The sequence below is a fragment of the Halosolutus amylolyticus genome (assembly GCF_023566055.1).
GTDB classification, from domain to species: Archaea; Halobacteriota; Halobacteria; order Halobacteriales; family Natrialbaceae; genus Halosolutus; species Halosolutus amylolyticus.
In genome coordinates, this window is sequence record NZ_JALIQP010000004.1 from 58,449 (window position 1) to 73,565 (window position 15,117).

A 15,117-nucleotide genomic window follows, 5' to 3' on the forward strand; every position below is an offset into this window, starting at 1 on the left:
GCCGGGGGTGTCCGGACACGGACGCGCGGACATCGTATCGCCATCATGCGGTTATCGCCTCAACTCTGTCCAGTGCCTCGTCGTGATCGCCGTCCTGAATCTCGGGCCATCGATCGCCGACCCAGCTTTTCCCGAACGGGACGAATTTGGCCGTCTCGCGGTGGCTCAGGCCGTCCTCTTTGCATGCCTTGACGGTCCAGATTGCGACGTCGTAGGCGACGTCTCCCGGTTCTGGGTTCTCGTCGTCTTCGGCACCTGTCCACGACCACACGGCAGGGTCTTTCGTGTCGTAGCGCCAGTCTGTCTGGGGAATCCCGTCGATTTCGAACCGGACGTCCCGGACTTCGCCGCTCTTGATCCTGTCCGCGACGCGAGCCTGTTTGAGAGAGCTTTTCTGGAAGATATAGCCGACTCTCCACAGCAGCGGGTGAATACTGCTCTCGTCGTGTGCGACGTAGATCAGCATCCCGTCGTACTTCCGGATCTTGAATACGAGCGGTCCCATCTTCTTGCGCATCAGGTACCCCGACTTACCGCCGCCGTCGCCGACGCTCGAGAACTCGTCGCCGATGAATAGCTTCGCCTCCTGGTCGTAGTTGAGCGGGTCGCCGTTCTGCTGAACCCACTCCTCCATCGATCTGTAATTCGGGATGAAGCCGTCGCGTGTCTGGCCGTCTGCATCGGTCCACTGGTCGGTTTCCTTCAGCGTCGGGATGTTGCTCGCGACCTTCTCGATCCCGAGCAGGTGCTTCGCTCGCTGCGCGAGCAGGCACGCGAGGTCGGTCTTTCCGGTCCCCATGTCGCCGATAATGACGATGACCGGTGCCGGATCCTGAATGATCTGGTCGACCTGCTGAATCGCCTTCATCCCGGAGATGTCCGCCCGTTCGTTCTGGTCGCCGGTCAGGTGCTTCAGCGTCGGCATATCTCCTGCATCGAGTGCCGTCCGACCAGTCTCGGTCGCCGCGATCGCGCGAATCTCTCGCGTCTCGTCGAGACCGTCCGCGGTGCCGGGCATCCGTCCCGGTTTGCTCAGCTCCCGGACGTCGTAGTATTCCGCCTGGATCGAGAGGAACCGGGAGACCATCTCGTCCCGAACGATCCCCGTGTGTTCGTGCGCGTCGGCATCGCGAACGCCGTAGCCGTCCTGATGCTCCCGAAACTGTGCTGGCGTGTAGACGTCGTTATCGTCCGTCATTCTTGTCCTCCGTCGGTCGCCGCTTCCTGCGGCCCACTGCCCACGCCCACGTCGGCCGGGGTGTCGATCGCGTCCATCGCCTCGTCCTCGAGGTCGCCGACGCGATCGCCGCCGGGAACCTCGTCCGGTTCCAGCGTGGGAAGGTCGTCGTCACCCAACCCCGTCGCGTCGTCTTCGAAGTCCTCGAACACGTCCTTCACCGCGTCCTGATCCATCATCTTCCCGCGTTCTCGCGCCTCGGCCATGCTGTTCACGAGCCGGCGCTGGATGTCCGCGCCGAACTCGCTCACACTGTCGCGCAGAATGTTCAGCGCGATATGCGATTCCGTGAGTTTCCCGTAGATCGCTTCCATGTGGCTCTTGCTCGTCAGAAGCTTGGTGTCGGCCACTTCCTCCAGCCACACGCCCTTCACCCGGAGTTCGCCGACGTCCTCCAGCCATTCGAACTCCTGTACTGCCCACGCGGAGCCGCCGTTGACCGGGTAGGGGTTCGGTCCCTCGATCGATTTCTCGGCCCAGACCGACGGCTCGACGTAGAACTTCTCGAGGTCATCGTTCACCGCGTTGACGTGGTGTACCTCGACCATATTGCGGGTCCGGAGCTTCTTCACGAACCACACGAAGAAGCCGAACAGCGCCGGGCCGAACAGCATCGTCGCTGCGAGCATCCCCACTGCGACCGGGGGTACCTGCGGGATCGACGGCCGGAAGATAACCAGCGCCGCGCCGAGCGAGAACAGCACGCCGAGTACCAGTATTTGCGCCTCTGCGACCAGATACGTGAGTCGGTCGTACCAGTTTCCGAATCTCATGCTTTCATCACTCCGTTATCTTCCCGCCAGACCACGAACAGCGCCGCTGCGCCGGACATAGCGATCGACAGTACCATCCCCGCGAACAGGCCGCTGGTGCCGCCGAAGTACCGGAGTGGGTTCGACCCGGCCATCATTCCCGACGAGAGCCGCACTGTCGCGCCGTTCGCCGTTACGCCGACGGCAGAGCCTTGCTGTACCGTCTCGACCGGGAGCGTGACGATGTGCGTCCCTTCCTCCAGTTCTTGGCTCGTCTTCGGGACGTGGACCGCACCTTCGTCCTCGAGGCCGGCCAGCGCGTCGGTCATCGTGACCGAGGTTCGAATATCGGTCTGGATCGCCACGCGAGCGGCCCCGTCGCGGAACTCCCAGCCGAGGATACGCGCCGAGTCGCTGAACCGGATGGTCTCGTTCTCTGCGAGCGTGTCCGCTTTCGAGAGGTTCACCTTCGTCGTGTTGCCCAGCTCGTCGTCGCCGGGGTCGTCGTCGCGATCGCCGCCCGACTCCGCTACCCGGAGCCACGAACTGATGTCCGTCCGGTCCTCTCGATCGAGGTCGTGCATGTTCTCGTCCGCCCAGTTGCGGACTATCTCGACGTACTGATCCGGCGCGTCTGCCGGATCGTCGTGCCGCTCCATGATCGACCGGATGAATTCGAGGTCTTCCGCTGTGTCCGTCTCGTTCGTCGTCTCGTTGCCTTCCTGAGCCATCGCGCCCATACTGCCCACAAGCCCAAGACTCAGCACCACTATCGCCAGTATCGCAAAAAATCGTTTCATGGTGTGTCGGTTACGGCGTGATCTTGCCCAGGAGGAACAGCACGACGACCACGAGCACGGCCGTTAGCCCGATCGCCGGGTTAGAGCCGAACAGGTCGCCGATCGTGATACCGTCCCCTCCGCTCGAGTCCTCGTTTTCTTCAATTTCCTTCTGATCCTCCGCTATCTGCTCGAGCAAGGCCACGTATTCGTCGCTGTCGTAGGTTTCGTAGTTCGGTCGTTCCCACGTCTGGTTGGTAACCTCGTTTCCGTCCGAATCGTACATCTCTTCGATGGTGAAATTCCCATCGTAGAAGTGTACGGTCTCGTTTTGGGTAACGATCAACTGCGACCCGTTGAGCGCGTCCGTGTCGTACGTCTGGCCGGTCTCGAAGCCGTCCGTCGGTGTCTCACCGGAGAACAGGAGCCCCTCGTACGTCTCGTTGACGTGGCCGGTGTAGTTGCGGACGCGCGTTCCGTTCTCGTCTTCCGTCTCGTAGTCGGTGGCACCGTCGTACGAGACGACCATCGACATGTTCAGGTCGGGTCGGTCGAGTTCGAGCACGGCGTGCGTCGCGAGTTTGTACCGCTGGTCGGTCACCTCCGCGTCACCGGAGAGGTACCGAACCATACCTTCCGCACCGCGCAGGTCCTCCGGCGTGATCTCGCCGTTGTCGAGCGCGGTGTACATGCTGTCGATGAACTGCGGATCGAAGTTGTCGTGTGCCGTCTGTCGCTGGTTCTCGATCTCGATCAACCTCTCCGCTACCTCCCGATTGTCGTAGACCTGTTCGGACAGCAGGTCGAACTCGGGGACGTTCTGGACGACGACGACGCCGTCATTCGTCGCTTCTGTGCCGTACGTCCATTCTTCGCCCGTTTCATCATACGATTCCATATCGTAGTCGTAGACCCGATCGAACTCCTCGTCGTTCGAGTTGGTGAAGTACATCTTCACCTGCATCCCCTGGTACTCGTGAACGGAGCCGTCGGACAGATTGTACGTGAGATTGGCTGTCTCGGTGAGGAGTTCGCTCCTGTCGTAATCTCCTGCATCGACGTCGTCCCACCCGGTCGTGTGAATGAACTCGTCCGGCGTCTCCGAATCTCGATGGGTCTGGTTCGATAGATACGCGAGTTGCGCGCTGTGGGCGCTGTACTCTTCGAGAAGCTGAATCTCGAGGTTCGTATAGTAGTCGTCGATCGACTCGTTCACGTTCTCGGTCGCGGTCGCCTTGGTCGCGTTGTTCTCCCAGGAGTTGGCGATCGCCTCTTTGCCCTCGAGCGAGGCGATCGTCGGCGTGTCTTCGAGGTAGTTCCCGGTCAGGATATAGGTCGACTCCCACGATTCTTCAACGCCGCGCGCGTTGGCGTGGACGTCCGACTGAAGATAGGCACCCGACTCGGTTTCGTCGACGGTCCCGAGTTGTTCGGCGGTCGTACACGGCTTGTTAACGATCTCGAAGAACCGGGCCGGCGAGTCACACACCTGCTCGGTCGTCGAGTCCTGGGCGGCTGCCGGACTCGCCGCGATCGGCGCGACGAGCGAGCCGACCAGGAGGAACGCGAACAGGAGGGTGAACGCGCGATGGGCGATGGGCCGATGGGCCGCCACTCAGACCACCCCCGCCGTCGCCGCGATCGCCGCCAGTACCACGGTCAGCCCGGACGCCCCGAGGCAGTAGCCGAGCACCGCGTATCTGTACAACTGAGCGTTTTCGTCGTCGAAAAACTCGATATTCATGCTTTCCACCTCCGTTATCCCGTGTAGGAGACGTACACCGACGCTCCCGCGAGGTACAGCACCATCGCCAGCCGGATTACGTCAGCCGATTCTACGAACGTCGCGAACGCCGGCACGAACACGTACATGACCGGTGCCAGCAGTGCGAAGCCGATCGCCGCCAGTTCTTGCGTCTCGTGGTCCGTATCCTGGTTATACAGGTTCGTCCCGATGATCCACAGATCGCCGAACAGCGTGATCAGCAGCGCGGCCGAGATGTCGGCCCCGCCGATCGTCCAGATGGGCTGGGTGAAGTCGTACCCTCCGAACACGTTGATCTGCATGGACCAGACGCCGAAGATCATCGCCCCGGTGATCGGGACGAGCATCAGCGCCGCCACGTCGACGAGGTCCACCTCGTTCTTGTCGCTCGGCGCGAACTTGCCGAAAGTTGTTCTCGTTGCCATAGTGCAACGACGGCGGTGGCATCCGCCCGCGCAAAAACGTCAGCAAAACCTAGGCTATGTCTTGGTGAAACCGATAGTCACCAAGGTTTATACCAAGGCGGGTTGCCCGCAGGATATGGCATTGAACAAACTCAGACAGTTAGACCAGAACTCGGCCGGCATCACGCTCCCGAAAGACGACCTCCGGATCGAGGGGCTCCTCGACGAGAACGGGAAACTCGACGGCGAACATCACGTGCACATTCGGCACGTCGACGAGGGAGAGTGGACGCTCGAACTTGTCGAGGAGATTCACTCCTGACCGTCATTACAGTTTTTGCTATCAGGAAATGTAGAACAGCGGTATAAGCAGAATAATTCCAAAGACTGAGGTGGACAGTTCGATCTGACAGAAAATATAGATTGGGTACTATTTATGGCCAGTCTTCACTTGCAACGGATGTTTGGGTACCGTCACTCTCGATAACTGCGATTGCTGTGATGGTCCCCTCGTCCTCAGCATTAGCGGTGTCCCAGTCGCTATTGTTGCCGGTCCCAATTGTAACAGTGTCTCCGGCGGTTAATTTTTCACCATACTCGTTAGCACTGGTGTCGTAAACGGAACTGTTGAGATCCTCAGCGTCTGACCCGAGAACGACGTAATCTGAGTTACCAAGTGATGTCACTTCAACTTGAATCTCATCGGATGCATTGTCATACTCAATCGTCACACCAGCTTGAGCCTCCTGACTCACGCTACCACCAAGATCCAGCACGAACGCCGCGATCACGGCCGCGAGAATGACTGTGATGGCGACCATCAGAATTACTCCGATGACCGGACTCACTGCACGCTCTTCTTCATTTCCGACTAATTTGTTTGTTATACTACTCATTTTAGAAGTCGTACTCGTCGCTGGCAACGACGGTTTCCGTACCATCTTCTTCAATTACAGCAATAGCAGTGATCGTCCCATTTTCGCCAGAATTACCGTCATGAGTCAGCGTATCGCCAACTTCCAACTCCTCCGAGCCGTTGAATGTAGTAAGGCTAGTGGCGTCGCCGCCGATATTCACGTGATCTGCATTCCCGAGTGACGTTACTTCAACACGAATCTCTTCGCTTCCATTTTCTTCGTTGATGTCAATGTTAACACCAGCCTGAGCTTCCTGACTGACACTGCCGCCGAGGTCGAGCACGAATGCCGCGATCACGGCCGCGAGAATCACGGTAATCGCGACCATGAGAATCACGCCGATAACTGGACTCACTGCACGTTCCTCGTCGTTTCCGACGAGTTTCTTTCCGATGTTTTCTAGCATTGTTTACCTCACAGCACCCACGTGAACGGTGAGAAGGCTTATGCCGGGGTATCTGGTATCCCGACCTGCGCTTGGGGATTGGGGGTACACACACCAACCCAGCGCCCACCTTCATGCCGTCTCCGATTTCGGTGCTGATAGTCACCTGTCGGTCAGGGGTTCATATATTTATGGGATCGTGAGTTTCTCACAGACTGATAACGGTTTCAGTCCTGATAATCAGCGTGCCGCAGAACCCGTACAGCACCCCCTTGAAACCGTTCCGTCTGGCGATTCCGTTCAGCTGAACCCGGGGCAATAACCGTTATGGCCACCCTGACACACCTATACGACATGGCCGATCGGGATGCGCTCGTCACCGAGCAAGACCTGGCGCGCACCTACGACGGTGGCGTGTACGACGACGCCTGGGTGGCAGTCCGCGAGTATCGCGACGTCGCCCGGTACCAGTCCGAGAACCCGGACAAGGGGTACACCGCGATCGCGAACGCGCTCGACCTTCCGCAGGGCCGGGTCCGGTCCTGGACCGACGGCAAGACGCCGAACGTCGTTGCCGGGATCGAAACCGCACGCGATCGCGGCTGGATCGACGTCAAGTACGACGACGACGCGTTTCTCCCACTGAACGCACTCGTCGCGGGGATCTTCTCGGGCGGGTCGATCATTCGGACGAACTGGGTTCCGAAGTGGACGCTCAACGAACAGGGATACCACTCCTACGTCGTCGACGCGCTCGAGTTGGCCGGCGTCGGATATACGACCCACGAGGAAGCGGACGAGAACGGTGGGCCGACGATCCGGCCGGCCGACGACGGAGCGATTCTCGGGCGAGTCCTGTGTGTTTTGGGCGCGCCGATCGGCAAGAAGTCGGAACTCGACGACATCACACTCCCCTGGTACTTGGACGGCGCGCCCACGGACGTCCGCGAGATGTTCGCCCATTCCTACATCGCGAACCGTGGGTACAGTAATCCAGAGAGTACCCGAGTACAGATTATCGAAAAGCGACCGCAGTCCTATCGCGAGTCGCTGGCGGCGTTGCTCGAAGACGTCGCCGGCGCGCCGGTCACGGTCGGCGATCGATCGGTCACGATCTCCGCCGACGCGGCGCGGGCGCTTGGGATCGAACTGTCTAACTGAACCCTTCAATCAGTGATAGATTCAAGATGACGTGCTGAATACAGCACGCAAGTCAGAGGTAGTTAGAGACGGGTCTCTCCTTCCTCCTTCTTATTCTATACCACACCTTTATCATATCTTGTTATAAACATCTTGAGTATGTTCGGACAAGGTAATCAAACGTATCAAGAGGTAGTTGACCTGATCCACGCATGGCGGCCTTCTCAGGATTATGGTCACGAAAGCAAATTTCAGAGTGAATTGGCTGATTTTCTGGATGAGGAACTCAACAGACAAAGTGATGGTATGATGGGCGATATAATGGGTGGTGGACGTAGCAACTATGTGGTCAGCCGTGAACGCGGAAATGCTCGTGGCGATGTTGTAGTTGATGATACAGTCGGAATTGAAATGAAACGACACTTCTCAAATGACCAGAAGCGAAAATTACGTGGTCAACTTGAAGATTACGCTGACAATTATCCATATGTGATTGCCCTTGCGTGCGGGATCGATGATACGGATGGCTGGCGAGAGGTCGAGAATAAGTTTATTCAAGGCCGAGGGATGGGAATGAATCAAACACAATTTACGTTCATAGCCAAACGACGAGAGAACTTCGGTGAGGAACATGACTTCGGTGGAGGAGGCGGTTTCGGTGGCGGCATCCCAGGACTTTAAAAATTGATAGTATGATCAACTCGAAACTCGCTGAGATTATGGCCAAAGGGATGAACTAATGGCTGAAGACCCACTTCAAAACCTTCCCGACTGGATAGTACTACTCGTGTTAGTTCTTTTCTTGATAGGCGCTGCTATCGTCCTCTACTTTTGACTGAACATTCCTGACCACACTACATCTATGCTCTGTATTCAGCACCAGAGTTGTGTCATTTGTTGAAGATTTCAACAAAGCCGGTTGAACAGGATTATTTTGGCTGGTGGGGCTTCCGTACTCACTCCAAGTCTTCGGCGGCGAGTTCTCCTTCGAGATAGGCTCGTCCCCGATCGGAAATCCGATACAAACCACGATCCTCATCGTAGTACTCGACCAGTCCGCCGTCTTGCAGTGCCCGAAGTCGACGGCGAACGTGCGAAATTTTGTAATCGATATTCGCCTCGACGGTGGACGGATTCGCGACGATCGGCTCGTTACCCTCGTTGAGAAGGAACTCGAGGATCGCATCGTCAGCACGCGTCATCCAGTCCACCCGTGGTCGTCGCATTCTCTTGGTAAGACACGGAACTCCATGTTAGAATGCTCGGTACGATGGTATTTGAACGCTATTCGATTCCTTGTAGTGCATTGTTCGATGCATTAGTTTGAAGTACTATCCGTTCCTGAGTGCGGACAACGGAAGCCAGACGGACCCGCCGCTGCCCGGACGGGTCCTTGTGAGAACGCGGACCCGGTGTTAGGGGCACCGGCCCGCTGGCTCCCGTAAGTGAGTACGGAAGCATGCTATCGCTGAACGCACCGGGGGAAAAGTCCCCCGATCGACCGCATCGATCGGCCCGCGGTCCACAGCCCACGGCCCATCGAAACCGTTTCGGAAATCGTATCGGAAATCGCCGCAGATTCCAAAATCGTATTCGAGAGGCCGTCAGTTGCCGATTTCTGTTTGTCGGAACTATCGGAACCGGCCGTGCAGCGACTAAGAGGGTATCGGACAGTCGTTACGAACCACCGACGGACGGCGACCGCACGCCCCCAGGTTCCACGTGATGGCGCGCGCGGTGAGTCCGCGGTCCCACAAGCGTGAGACCATGCCAAATCAAACACGCCACCACGGTAAGCGTACCGGATACTGTAACCAGCGCGATACTCGCGAGGTGGGCCGATGAGCGCCACCGATCGCGACGTCCCGCCCTGCGACGGCTGCGGGTTGACTGTGGGCCGCGTTCGTGAACTCGAGGTCCAGAATCCCGACGGGAAAGTCACCGTCTGCGACAGCTGCGAGGAGACCCTTCGAGCGACGATCGTCGCGGAGGTGCGGGTCTATGTCTGAGGCCGATCGCGATCGGCGAGCCGACGCGATGGAACGGCAGGCCGAGGCGCTCGAGGCGATCGCGACGGAACTGCGCTACCAGAACGCGGCGCTCGTCGAAACGATCGACGCGATCGACGACCTGGCCGCGCGCGTCGACGAACACCACGTGCCGGACACCCGGCCGCGGGATCGGTCCGGCACCGCACTTCAGACGGCGATCGCCGATCGGCTCTTCGAACGCGACGATCTCGAAAACAGTCCGATGAGCGCGCTCGCGCGCGCCGAGAACTGGCGGGAGCGTGACGGACGATGAGCAGGGATCTGTCGCCGCGAAAGGCGCGTGATCGGTTCCTCTCCCGCCGCCGGCAGGAGAACACCGAGAAGACGGTTCGGAGCTACGAGAACCGACTGACCCGGTTCGTCCAGTGGGCCGAAGAGGAGCAAATCGACTCGATGGCGGAGCTGACCGGTTGGGACCTGGACGAGTACCGGGCGGCCCGTGAGGCGGCGGGTGTCGCGCCCGCGACCTTGAAGGGGCAACTGACGGCGGTGAAGCAGTTGCTCGATTACTGTGCGTCGATCGACGTCGTCGACGACGAGCTCCCCGACAAGGTGAACGTCCCCACGCTTTCGCGGGCGGAGGAATCGAGCGATACGATGCTCGAAGTCGACGACGCGAAGTCCATCCTGTCGTTCTTTCGGACGTCGACCGACTGGTTCGGTCGGCCCGAACACGCGTTCCTCGAGGTCGCGTGGCACGTGGGCGCTCGAATGAGCGGGATTCGAGCCCTCGATCTCCGCGACTTCGACCCGGACCGACAGACGCTCGAGTTCCGCCACCGGCCGCCAACGCTGTTGAAGAAGAAAGAGCAGGGGGAGCGAGTCGTCGGGATCTCGGAACCGGTCGTGAAGGCACTTCGAACGTACATTGCCCGCGAGCGATTCGAGAAGCGCGACGAGAACGGACGTGAGCCGCTGTTTTGCGGCCGGCAGGGCCGCCCGTCGGATACGACGTTTCGGGCGTGGTCGTACCTGGGGACACAGCCGTGTCTCGTCGTACAGTGCCCGCACGGGAATCGCCGACAGACCTGCGATTTCACTCGCCGGAACCACGCGAGCAAGTGTCCGTCGAGTCGGTCACCCCACGCGATTCGAACGGGATCGATCACGTGGCAGTTACTGCGCGGCCTGGCGATCGAGACCGTCGCGAAACGGGTGAACGCGAGCCCCGAGACGATCCGGCGCCACTACTACAAGGCGACCGAGCGGGAGGAATTCGAGGAACTGCGCGCCAACCAAACTCTGAAACTTGACATTGAAGACAATGATGAGCGCTAAAAAGCGGCGTAAATTAGCGAGTGACGGCCAGATGGTAGGGGCAAATCCACTAGCGCACGTCCCTCCGACCCCATTCCTCTGCCGCGAACAAATTCGTGAGCGACGGGTTCGTGACGAGATTACTGTGACGTAGATGAGGGACGCGCAACGAATACTCTACTCCAGGGATCACTCGTGAACGGTTCGGAGTCGTCCGTCGAACCACGATCGAATCGACCGACAGGAATCCGACCAGAACCGTCACCATCTGCTCATTTGTGTTCGATTCTGGGGCGTGAGTGACGATATGGTCTCTCATCCGGACACCGATACCTACCCTCTTTGGGACAATCCTCTTCCCTGAATAGTCCCGAACGTCGATATGGTCCCCACTGACCATAGCTGTCCGCGAAACGGCGATCGCGAGGAAATATGGGTCGTGCGGGGCGACTCGGAGTCCGTGGTCGAGACGATCCTCCGCGGGTTGGCGCGTATCGAGGGCGTTTCCAGGAGCGAACTCGATCCGCTCTACGAACGGGTAGAGACGGACGCGCTGGCAGCCCTGCTCGGGCACGCGAGAGACGCCGACTGCGCCGTCGGCGTCGAATTCATGACCGACGACTACACGGTCCGGGTCTCGAACGACGGTCGGGTGTATATCCACGACGGAGTGCCGACTGTAGCGCCGCGTCGGTGACGCCCGGACCGTGGTCGACCCGTCGACGGTACGCACGCCGATCGAGCGCGTCACCCGTCCGGAACCGCTGTGATTGCGGTCCGTGACCGACGCACCGCCCGATCGATCGGGTGGACCGTCGGCAACTGCTTCTCGCCGATCGTGCCGAACGGGTCCCGCGTGTCGATCGGGACTGGGCCACGGCGATCGAAGCTATCACTGAGACTGGAGATTGGCGAGAGTTTTATCCGCCTTACGAGCGATCCACGGACATGAGCACACGCGCCGACGCTCCTGCGGATGCCTTCTGGGGGGACGTCGAGGACGATGTCGCGCTCCAGCGATATCGGACCCTCGTCAGTACGATCGACGACGGCATCTACCAGCTCGACGCGAACGGTCACTTCGTCGCCGTCAACGAGACGATCGTCGAGCTCACCGGCTACGCGCGCGACGACCTCATCGGCGAGCACGTTTCGCTGCTGATCGACGACGACGACATCGCACGCATCACCGACCGAATACCGTCCGCCCTCGAGTCCGAGGCGGCCGACATCGAGACCCTCGAACTGACGATCGAGACTGCCGAGGGGGAGCGGATTCCGTGTGAGCTGCGGATCAACATGCTCGTCGAAGACGGGTCGTTCCAGGGCACGATCGGGGTCGCACGAGACGTCTCCGAGAAGCGACGGCGGCAGGAATCACTCGCGTCCGCACAGGCGTCGTACGAGTCGATCACCGACGTGCTCGACGAGGCGAACATCGGAGTGGTCGTGCTCGACGACGAGTTTCAGATCGCGTGGACCGACGAGAAGATCGCGGAGTATCTCGGTCTCGATCGGGACGCCCTCGTCGGACGCGACAAACGACGGGTCGTCAACGAGACGATGAAACACCGGTTCGCGGATCCGGAACGGTTCGCGGAGACCGTTCTGGCCACCTACGACGACAACAGCTACACCGAACGATTCGAGTGTCGCGTGACGGCGGACGACGGTCGCGACGGACGGTGGCTCGAACACTACAGCAGACCGATCGAGTCGGGACAGTACGGCGGGGGTCGGATCGAACTCTACTACGACATCACGGACCGGAAGGTGACGGAGGACGCTCGAAAGGAGACCGAGGCGGAGTTTCACTCGCTGGTCGACGCCGTCGAGGAGTACGCGATCTTCCGCCTCGATCGGGACGGACGCGTCATTAGCTGGAACCAGGGGGCGCGGGAGATCAAGGGCTACGATCGCGAGGAGATCCTGGGGGAGCACTTCTCGACGTTCTACACCGAGGAAGATCGGGCGGCCGACGTCCCAGCGCACAATCTCGAGAGGGCGCTCGAGAACGGCTCCGCCGAAGACGAGGGGTGGCGCGTCCGGAAGGACGGCACGCGGTTCTGGGCGAACGTGACGATTACGGCGATCAGGGACGTCGACGGCACCCACCGGGGCTACCTGAAAGTCACCCGCGATATGACCGATCGGCGGGAGCGCGAACGCGAACTCGAGAGCGAACTCCAGCGCATCCTCGGCCGGATCTCCGACGCGTTCTACGCGGTCGACGAGGAGTTCAGGTTCACCCACGTCAACGAACGTGCGGAGGAACTCCTCCAGCAGTCCGAGGAGGAACTGCTCGGCAAGAGTATCTGGGAGGTGTTCCCTTCCGCCGCCGAAATCGAGGAGGTATCCGATGCCTTCCGGACGGCGATGGAATCGCAGGAACCGACCAGCTACGAACTCTACTACGAGACGCTCGAGTTCTGGGTCGAGGCGAACCTCTATCCCTCCGAGACCGGCATCTCGGTCTACTTCCGGGACGTCACCGATCGCAAGGAACGCGAGCAGGAACTCAGGCGGACGGAGCGTCGGTTCGAGGCGATTTTCAACGATCCGAACATCCTCGTCGGACTGTTAGACCCGGACGGGACGGTACTCGACATCAACGGGACGGCGATGGAGTACGTCGATGCCGACCTCGACGACGTGACGGGCAAGCCGTTCTGGGAGACGCCGTGGTGGGGTGGCGGCGATGGGGTCCAGGCCGACGTCAAACGGTGGACCGAACGGGCTGCGTCGGGCGAGTACGTGGAGTTCGAGGCCGACCTCACACAGCCGAACGGCGAAGCGTACACGCTCGAGGGCGTCTTCAGGCCCGTTACGAACGAAGAGGGTGAGGTCGTCTCGCTCGTCGTCTCCGATCGAGACGTCACCGAACGCAAGCGCCGCGAGCGGCAACTCAGGGAGTCCGAACAGCGCCACCGAACGCTCGCCGAGAACTTCCCGAACGGGATCGTCACCATGTTCGACGACGACCTCCAGTACACCCTCGCTGCGGGGCGCGGATTCGAGGACCTCCCGATGTCACCGGCCGACGTCGAGGGCCACCCGGTCCAGGACGTGTGGCCCGACCCCGTCTCCGACGCGCTCGAATCCGCGTTCCACGACGCACTCGAGGGCGAGACGAGCGCGATCGATCTCCAGTACGCCGGGCGGGAGTGGGTCGTCCGCGTGGTGCCGATATCCGACGACGACGGCGACGTCTTCGCGGGGATGACGATCGCCCAGGACATCACCGACCGCAAGGCGCGAGAACGCGCGCTCGAGGAGAGCGAACGTCGGTACCGCACGCTCGCGGAAAACTTCCCGAACGGCGCCGTCGGAGTGTACGACTCGGACCTCCGGTACACGCTCGCCAGGGGTGCCCTCATGGGCGAGCAGTTACCCAGCGCGGATCGACTCGAGGGGAGCCGGATGCCGGACGTCTTCCCCGAAGAGACGGTTTCGGATCTCGAACCGGTGTTTCGGGGAGCGATCGATGACGGCGAAACCGACAGCGTGACGACGGAATTCGACGGCCGCATCTGGCGGGTGTGGGCCGCGCCGCTTCGCGACGCCGACGGCGAGATTTTCGCCGGCCTGAGTTTCGCCCAGGATATCACCGAGCAGGCCGAGCGCAAACGCAAACTCGAGGAGGTAATCGAGAAGCTGGAGGCATCCAACGAGCGTCTCGAACAGTTCGCCTACGCCGCCTCCCACGACCTGCAGGAACCGCTCCGGATGGTGTCGAGCTACCTCCAGCTTATCGAGGCCCGCTACGCCGACGAACTGGACGAGGACGGCGAGGAGTTCCTCGAGTACGCCGTCAACGGCGCCGATCGGATGCGTGAGATGATCGACGGTCTGCTCGAGTACTCCCGGATCGAAACGCGAGGCGATCCGTTCGAACCGGTCGACCTGGACGCCCTGCTCGCCGACGTGCGGTCCGATCTTCGGATGCAGATCGAGGAGTCCGACGCCGAGATCACGTCGACGGATCTCCCGCGCGTCGAGGGAGACGACAGCCAACTCCGCCAGGTGTTCCAGAACCTGCTCTCGAACGCGATCGAGTACAGCGGCGACGAACCGCCGCGGATTCACGTCGGGGCCGAACGTGACGGCCAGCAGTGGATCATCTCGGTTCGGGACGAGGGGATCGGGATCGATCCCGACGTCGAAGATCGCATCTTCGAGGTGTTCGAGCGACTCCACAGTCAGGCGGAACACCAGGGGACCGGGATCGGCCTCGCACTCTGTGAACGGATCGTCGAACGCCACGACGGCGAGATCTGGGTCGACTCGGAACCGGGAGAAGGGACGACGTTCTCGTTTACGCTTCCAGCCGTCGACTCGTGACGGAAGTGCGGTCGCCGTCTCGACTCGCCGTGGACGTTCGGCCGGCGGACCGGCGGCCGCCCGCGTCGGAGATGATGAGATTCCTGAAT

Annotated in this window: 17 protein-coding genes; 8 read left to right on the forward strand and 9 right to left on the reverse strand. The window is 60.6% G+C overall.

The window, feature by feature from the left end; all coding sequences use genetic code 11:
• Positions 1–43 precede the first annotated feature (43 nt).
• The 6 genes from MUN73_RS15550 to MUN73_RS15570 form a co-directional block, all read right to left on the reverse strand.
• Entirely contained in the window at positions 44–1,198 is a 1,155-nt protein-coding gene (locus MUN73_RS15550) for a hypothetical protein (RefSeq protein WP_250141423.1), read from the reverse strand.
• Positions 1,195–2,010 carry a hypothetical protein gene (locus MUN73_RS15555; RefSeq protein WP_250141424.1) on the reverse strand — a complete coding sequence of 272 codons (816 nt, stop codon included), beginning with the start codon at positions 2,008–2,010 and terminating at the stop codon, positions 1,195–1,197. Before MUN73_RS15555 ends, MUN73_RS15550 begins: the two co-directional genes overlap by 4 nt.
• Positions 2,007–2,720, reverse strand: coding sequence for a DUF8063 family protein (locus MUN73_RS15560; protein WP_250141425.1), 714 nt, complete (start codon positions 2,718–2,720; stop codon positions 2,007–2,009). Before MUN73_RS15560 ends, MUN73_RS15555 begins: the two co-directional genes overlap by 4 nt.
• A 79-nt stretch (positions 2,721–2,799) precedes the next feature.
• The gene (locus MUN73_RS15565) at positions 2,800–4,383 is read right to left on the reverse strand and encodes an Env/VP5 family phage fusion protein (protein ID WP_250141426.1); all 1,584 of its coding nucleotides are present in this window, start codon (positions 4,381–4,383) and stop codon (positions 2,800–2,802) included.
• The gene (locus MUN73_RS22610; protein WP_265339270.1) at positions 4,384–4,512 is read right to left on the reverse strand and encodes a hypothetical protein; all 129 of its coding nucleotides are present in this window, start codon (positions 4,510–4,512) and stop codon (positions 4,384–4,386) included.
• A 14-nt stretch (positions 4,513–4,526) separates the two neighbouring features.
• Positions 4,527–4,958 (reverse strand): DUF8023 family protein, encoded by a 432-nt coding sequence (locus tag MUN73_RS15570; protein WP_250141427.1) that lies wholly within the window; start codon positions 4,956–4,958, stop codon positions 4,527–4,529.
• A 115-nt stretch (positions 4,959–5,073) separates the two neighbouring features.
• On the opposite strand from MUN73_RS15570, the gene MUN73_RS15575 reads away from it, so the two are divergent.
• Entirely contained in the window at positions 5,074–5,259 is a 186-nt protein-coding gene (locus MUN73_RS15575) for a DUF8053 family protein (RefSeq protein ID WP_250141428.1), read from the forward strand.
• Between the two features lie 112 nt (positions 5,260–5,371).
• Here the strand turns inward: MUN73_RS15575 and MUN73_RS15580 are convergent, their stop codons facing one another.
• Both MUN73_RS15580 and MUN73_RS15585 read right to left on the reverse strand, forming a co-directional pair.
• Positions 5,372–5,833 (reverse strand): type IV pilin domain-containing protein, encoded by a 462-nt coding sequence (locus MUN73_RS15580; protein WP_250141429.1) that lies wholly within the window; start codon positions 5,831–5,833, stop codon positions 5,372–5,374.
• Between the two features lies 1 nt (position 5,834).
• On the reverse strand, positions 5,835–6,260 hold the full coding sequence (locus tag MUN73_RS15585) for a type IV pilin domain-containing protein (protein WP_250141430.1): 426 nt from the start codon (positions 6,258–6,260) through the stop codon (positions 5,835–5,837).
• Between the two features lie 333 nt (positions 6,261–6,593).
• Between MUN73_RS15585 and MUN73_RS15590 the strand changes: the two genes are divergently transcribed.
• Complete coding sequence (locus tag MUN73_RS15590; protein WP_250141431.1) at positions 6,594–7,400, forward strand: hypothetical protein; 807 nt, start codon at positions 6,594–6,596, stop codon at positions 7,398–7,400.
• A 138-nt stretch (positions 7,401–7,538) separates the two neighbouring features.
• Positions 7,539–8,060, forward strand: a complete 522-nt coding sequence (locus MUN73_RS15595; protein ID WP_250141432.1) for a hypothetical protein — start codon at positions 7,539–7,541, stop codon at positions 8,058–8,060.
• A 275-nt stretch (positions 8,061–8,335) separates the two neighbouring features.
• Here MUN73_RS15595 and MUN73_RS15600 read toward each other — a convergent pair whose 3' ends face one another.
• The gene (locus tag MUN73_RS15600) at positions 8,336–8,581 is read right to left on the reverse strand and encodes an ArsR family transcriptional regulator (RefSeq protein ID WP_250141433.1); all 246 of its coding nucleotides are present in this window, start codon (positions 8,579–8,581) and stop codon (positions 8,336–8,338) included.
• Positions 8,582–9,220: 639 nt separating this feature from the next.
• On the opposite strand from MUN73_RS15600, the gene MUN73_RS15605 reads away from it, so the two are divergent.
• The 5 genes from MUN73_RS15605 to MUN73_RS15625 all read left to right on the forward strand — a co-directional run bounded on the left by MUN73_RS15605 (position 9,221) and on the right by MUN73_RS15625 (position 15,028).
• Positions 9,221–9,388: a hypothetical protein gene (locus MUN73_RS15605; RefSeq protein WP_250141434.1), complete on the forward strand. Its 168-nt coding sequence runs from the start codon at positions 9,221–9,223 to the stop codon at positions 9,386–9,388.
• Positions 9,381–9,683, forward strand: coding sequence for a hypothetical protein (locus MUN73_RS15610; protein ID WP_250141435.1), 303 nt, complete (start codon positions 9,381–9,383; stop codon positions 9,681–9,683). Before MUN73_RS15605 ends, MUN73_RS15610 begins: the two co-directional genes overlap by 8 nt.
• Entirely contained in the window at positions 9,680–10,708 is a 1,029-nt protein-coding gene (locus tag MUN73_RS15615; protein ID WP_250141436.1) for a tyrosine-type recombinase/integrase, read from the forward strand. The genes MUN73_RS15610 and MUN73_RS15615 overlap by 4 nt, the downstream gene beginning before the upstream one ends.
• Before the next feature lie 439 nt (positions 10,709–11,147).
• Entirely contained in the window at positions 11,148–11,384 is a 237-nt protein-coding gene (locus MUN73_RS15620; RefSeq protein ID WP_250141437.1) for a HalOD1 output domain-containing protein, read from the forward strand.
• 251 nt (positions 11,385–11,635) lie between these two features.
• The gene (locus tag MUN73_RS15625; RefSeq protein WP_250141438.1) at positions 11,636–15,028 is read left to right on the forward strand and encodes a PAS domain S-box protein; all 3,393 of its coding nucleotides are present in this window, start codon (positions 11,636–11,638) and stop codon (positions 15,026–15,028) included.
• Positions 15,029–15,117: the final 89 nt, after the last annotated feature.

Coding starts and splice junctions, on each gene's coding strand:
- MUN73_RS15550 (WP_250141423.1), bottom strand. CDS start 1,198: ATGACGGACGATAACGACGTCTACACGCCAGCACAGTTTCGGGAGCAT.
- MUN73_RS15555 (WP_250141424.1), bottom strand. CDS start 2,010: ATGAGATTCGGAAACTGGTACGACCGACTCACGTATCTGGTCGCAGAG.
- MUN73_RS15560 (WP_250141425.1), bottom strand. CDS start 2,720: ATGGCTCAGGAAGGCAACGAGACGACGAACGAGACGGACACAGCGGAA.
- MUN73_RS22610 (WP_265339270.1), bottom strand. CDS start 4,512: ATGAATATCGAGTTTTTCGACGACGAAAACGCTCAGTTGTACAGATAC.
- MUN73_RS15570 (WP_250141427.1), bottom strand. CDS start 4,958: ATGGCAACGAGAACAACTTTCGGCAAGTTCGCGCCGAGCGACAAGAAC.
- MUN73_RS15575 (WP_250141428.1), top strand. CDS start 5,074: ATGGCATTGAACAAACTCAGACAGTTAGACCAGAACTCGGCCGGCATC.
- MUN73_RS15580 (WP_250141429.1), bottom strand. CDS start 5,833: ATGAGTAGTATAACAAACAAATTAGTCGGAAATGAAGAAGAGCGTGCA.
- MUN73_RS15585 (WP_250141430.1), bottom strand. CDS start 6,260: ATGCTAGAAAACATCGGAAAGAAACTCGTCGGAAACGACGAGGAACGT.
- MUN73_RS15590 (WP_250141431.1), top strand. CDS start 6,594: ATGGCCGATCGGGATGCGCTCGTCACCGAGCAAGACCTGGCGCGCACC.
- MUN73_RS15595 (WP_250141432.1), top strand. CDS start 7,539: ATGTTCGGACAAGGTAATCAAACGTATCAAGAGGTAGTTGACCTGATC.
- MUN73_RS15600 (WP_250141433.1), bottom strand. CDS start 8,581: ATGACGCGTGCTGACGATGCGATCCTCGAGTTCCTTCTCAACGAGGGT.
- MUN73_RS15605 (WP_250141434.1), top strand. CDS start 9,221: ATGAGCGCCACCGATCGCGACGTCCCGCCCTGCGACGGCTGCGGGTTG.
- MUN73_RS15610 (WP_250141435.1), top strand. CDS start 9,381: ATGTCTGAGGCCGATCGCGATCGGCGAGCCGACGCGATGGAACGGCAG.
- MUN73_RS15615 (WP_250141436.1), top strand. CDS start 9,680: ATGAGCAGGGATCTGTCGCCGCGAAAGGCGCGTGATCGGTTCCTCTCC.
- MUN73_RS15625 (WP_250141438.1), top strand. CDS start 11,636: ATGAGCACACGCGCCGACGCTCCTGCGGATGCCTTCTGGGGGGACGTC.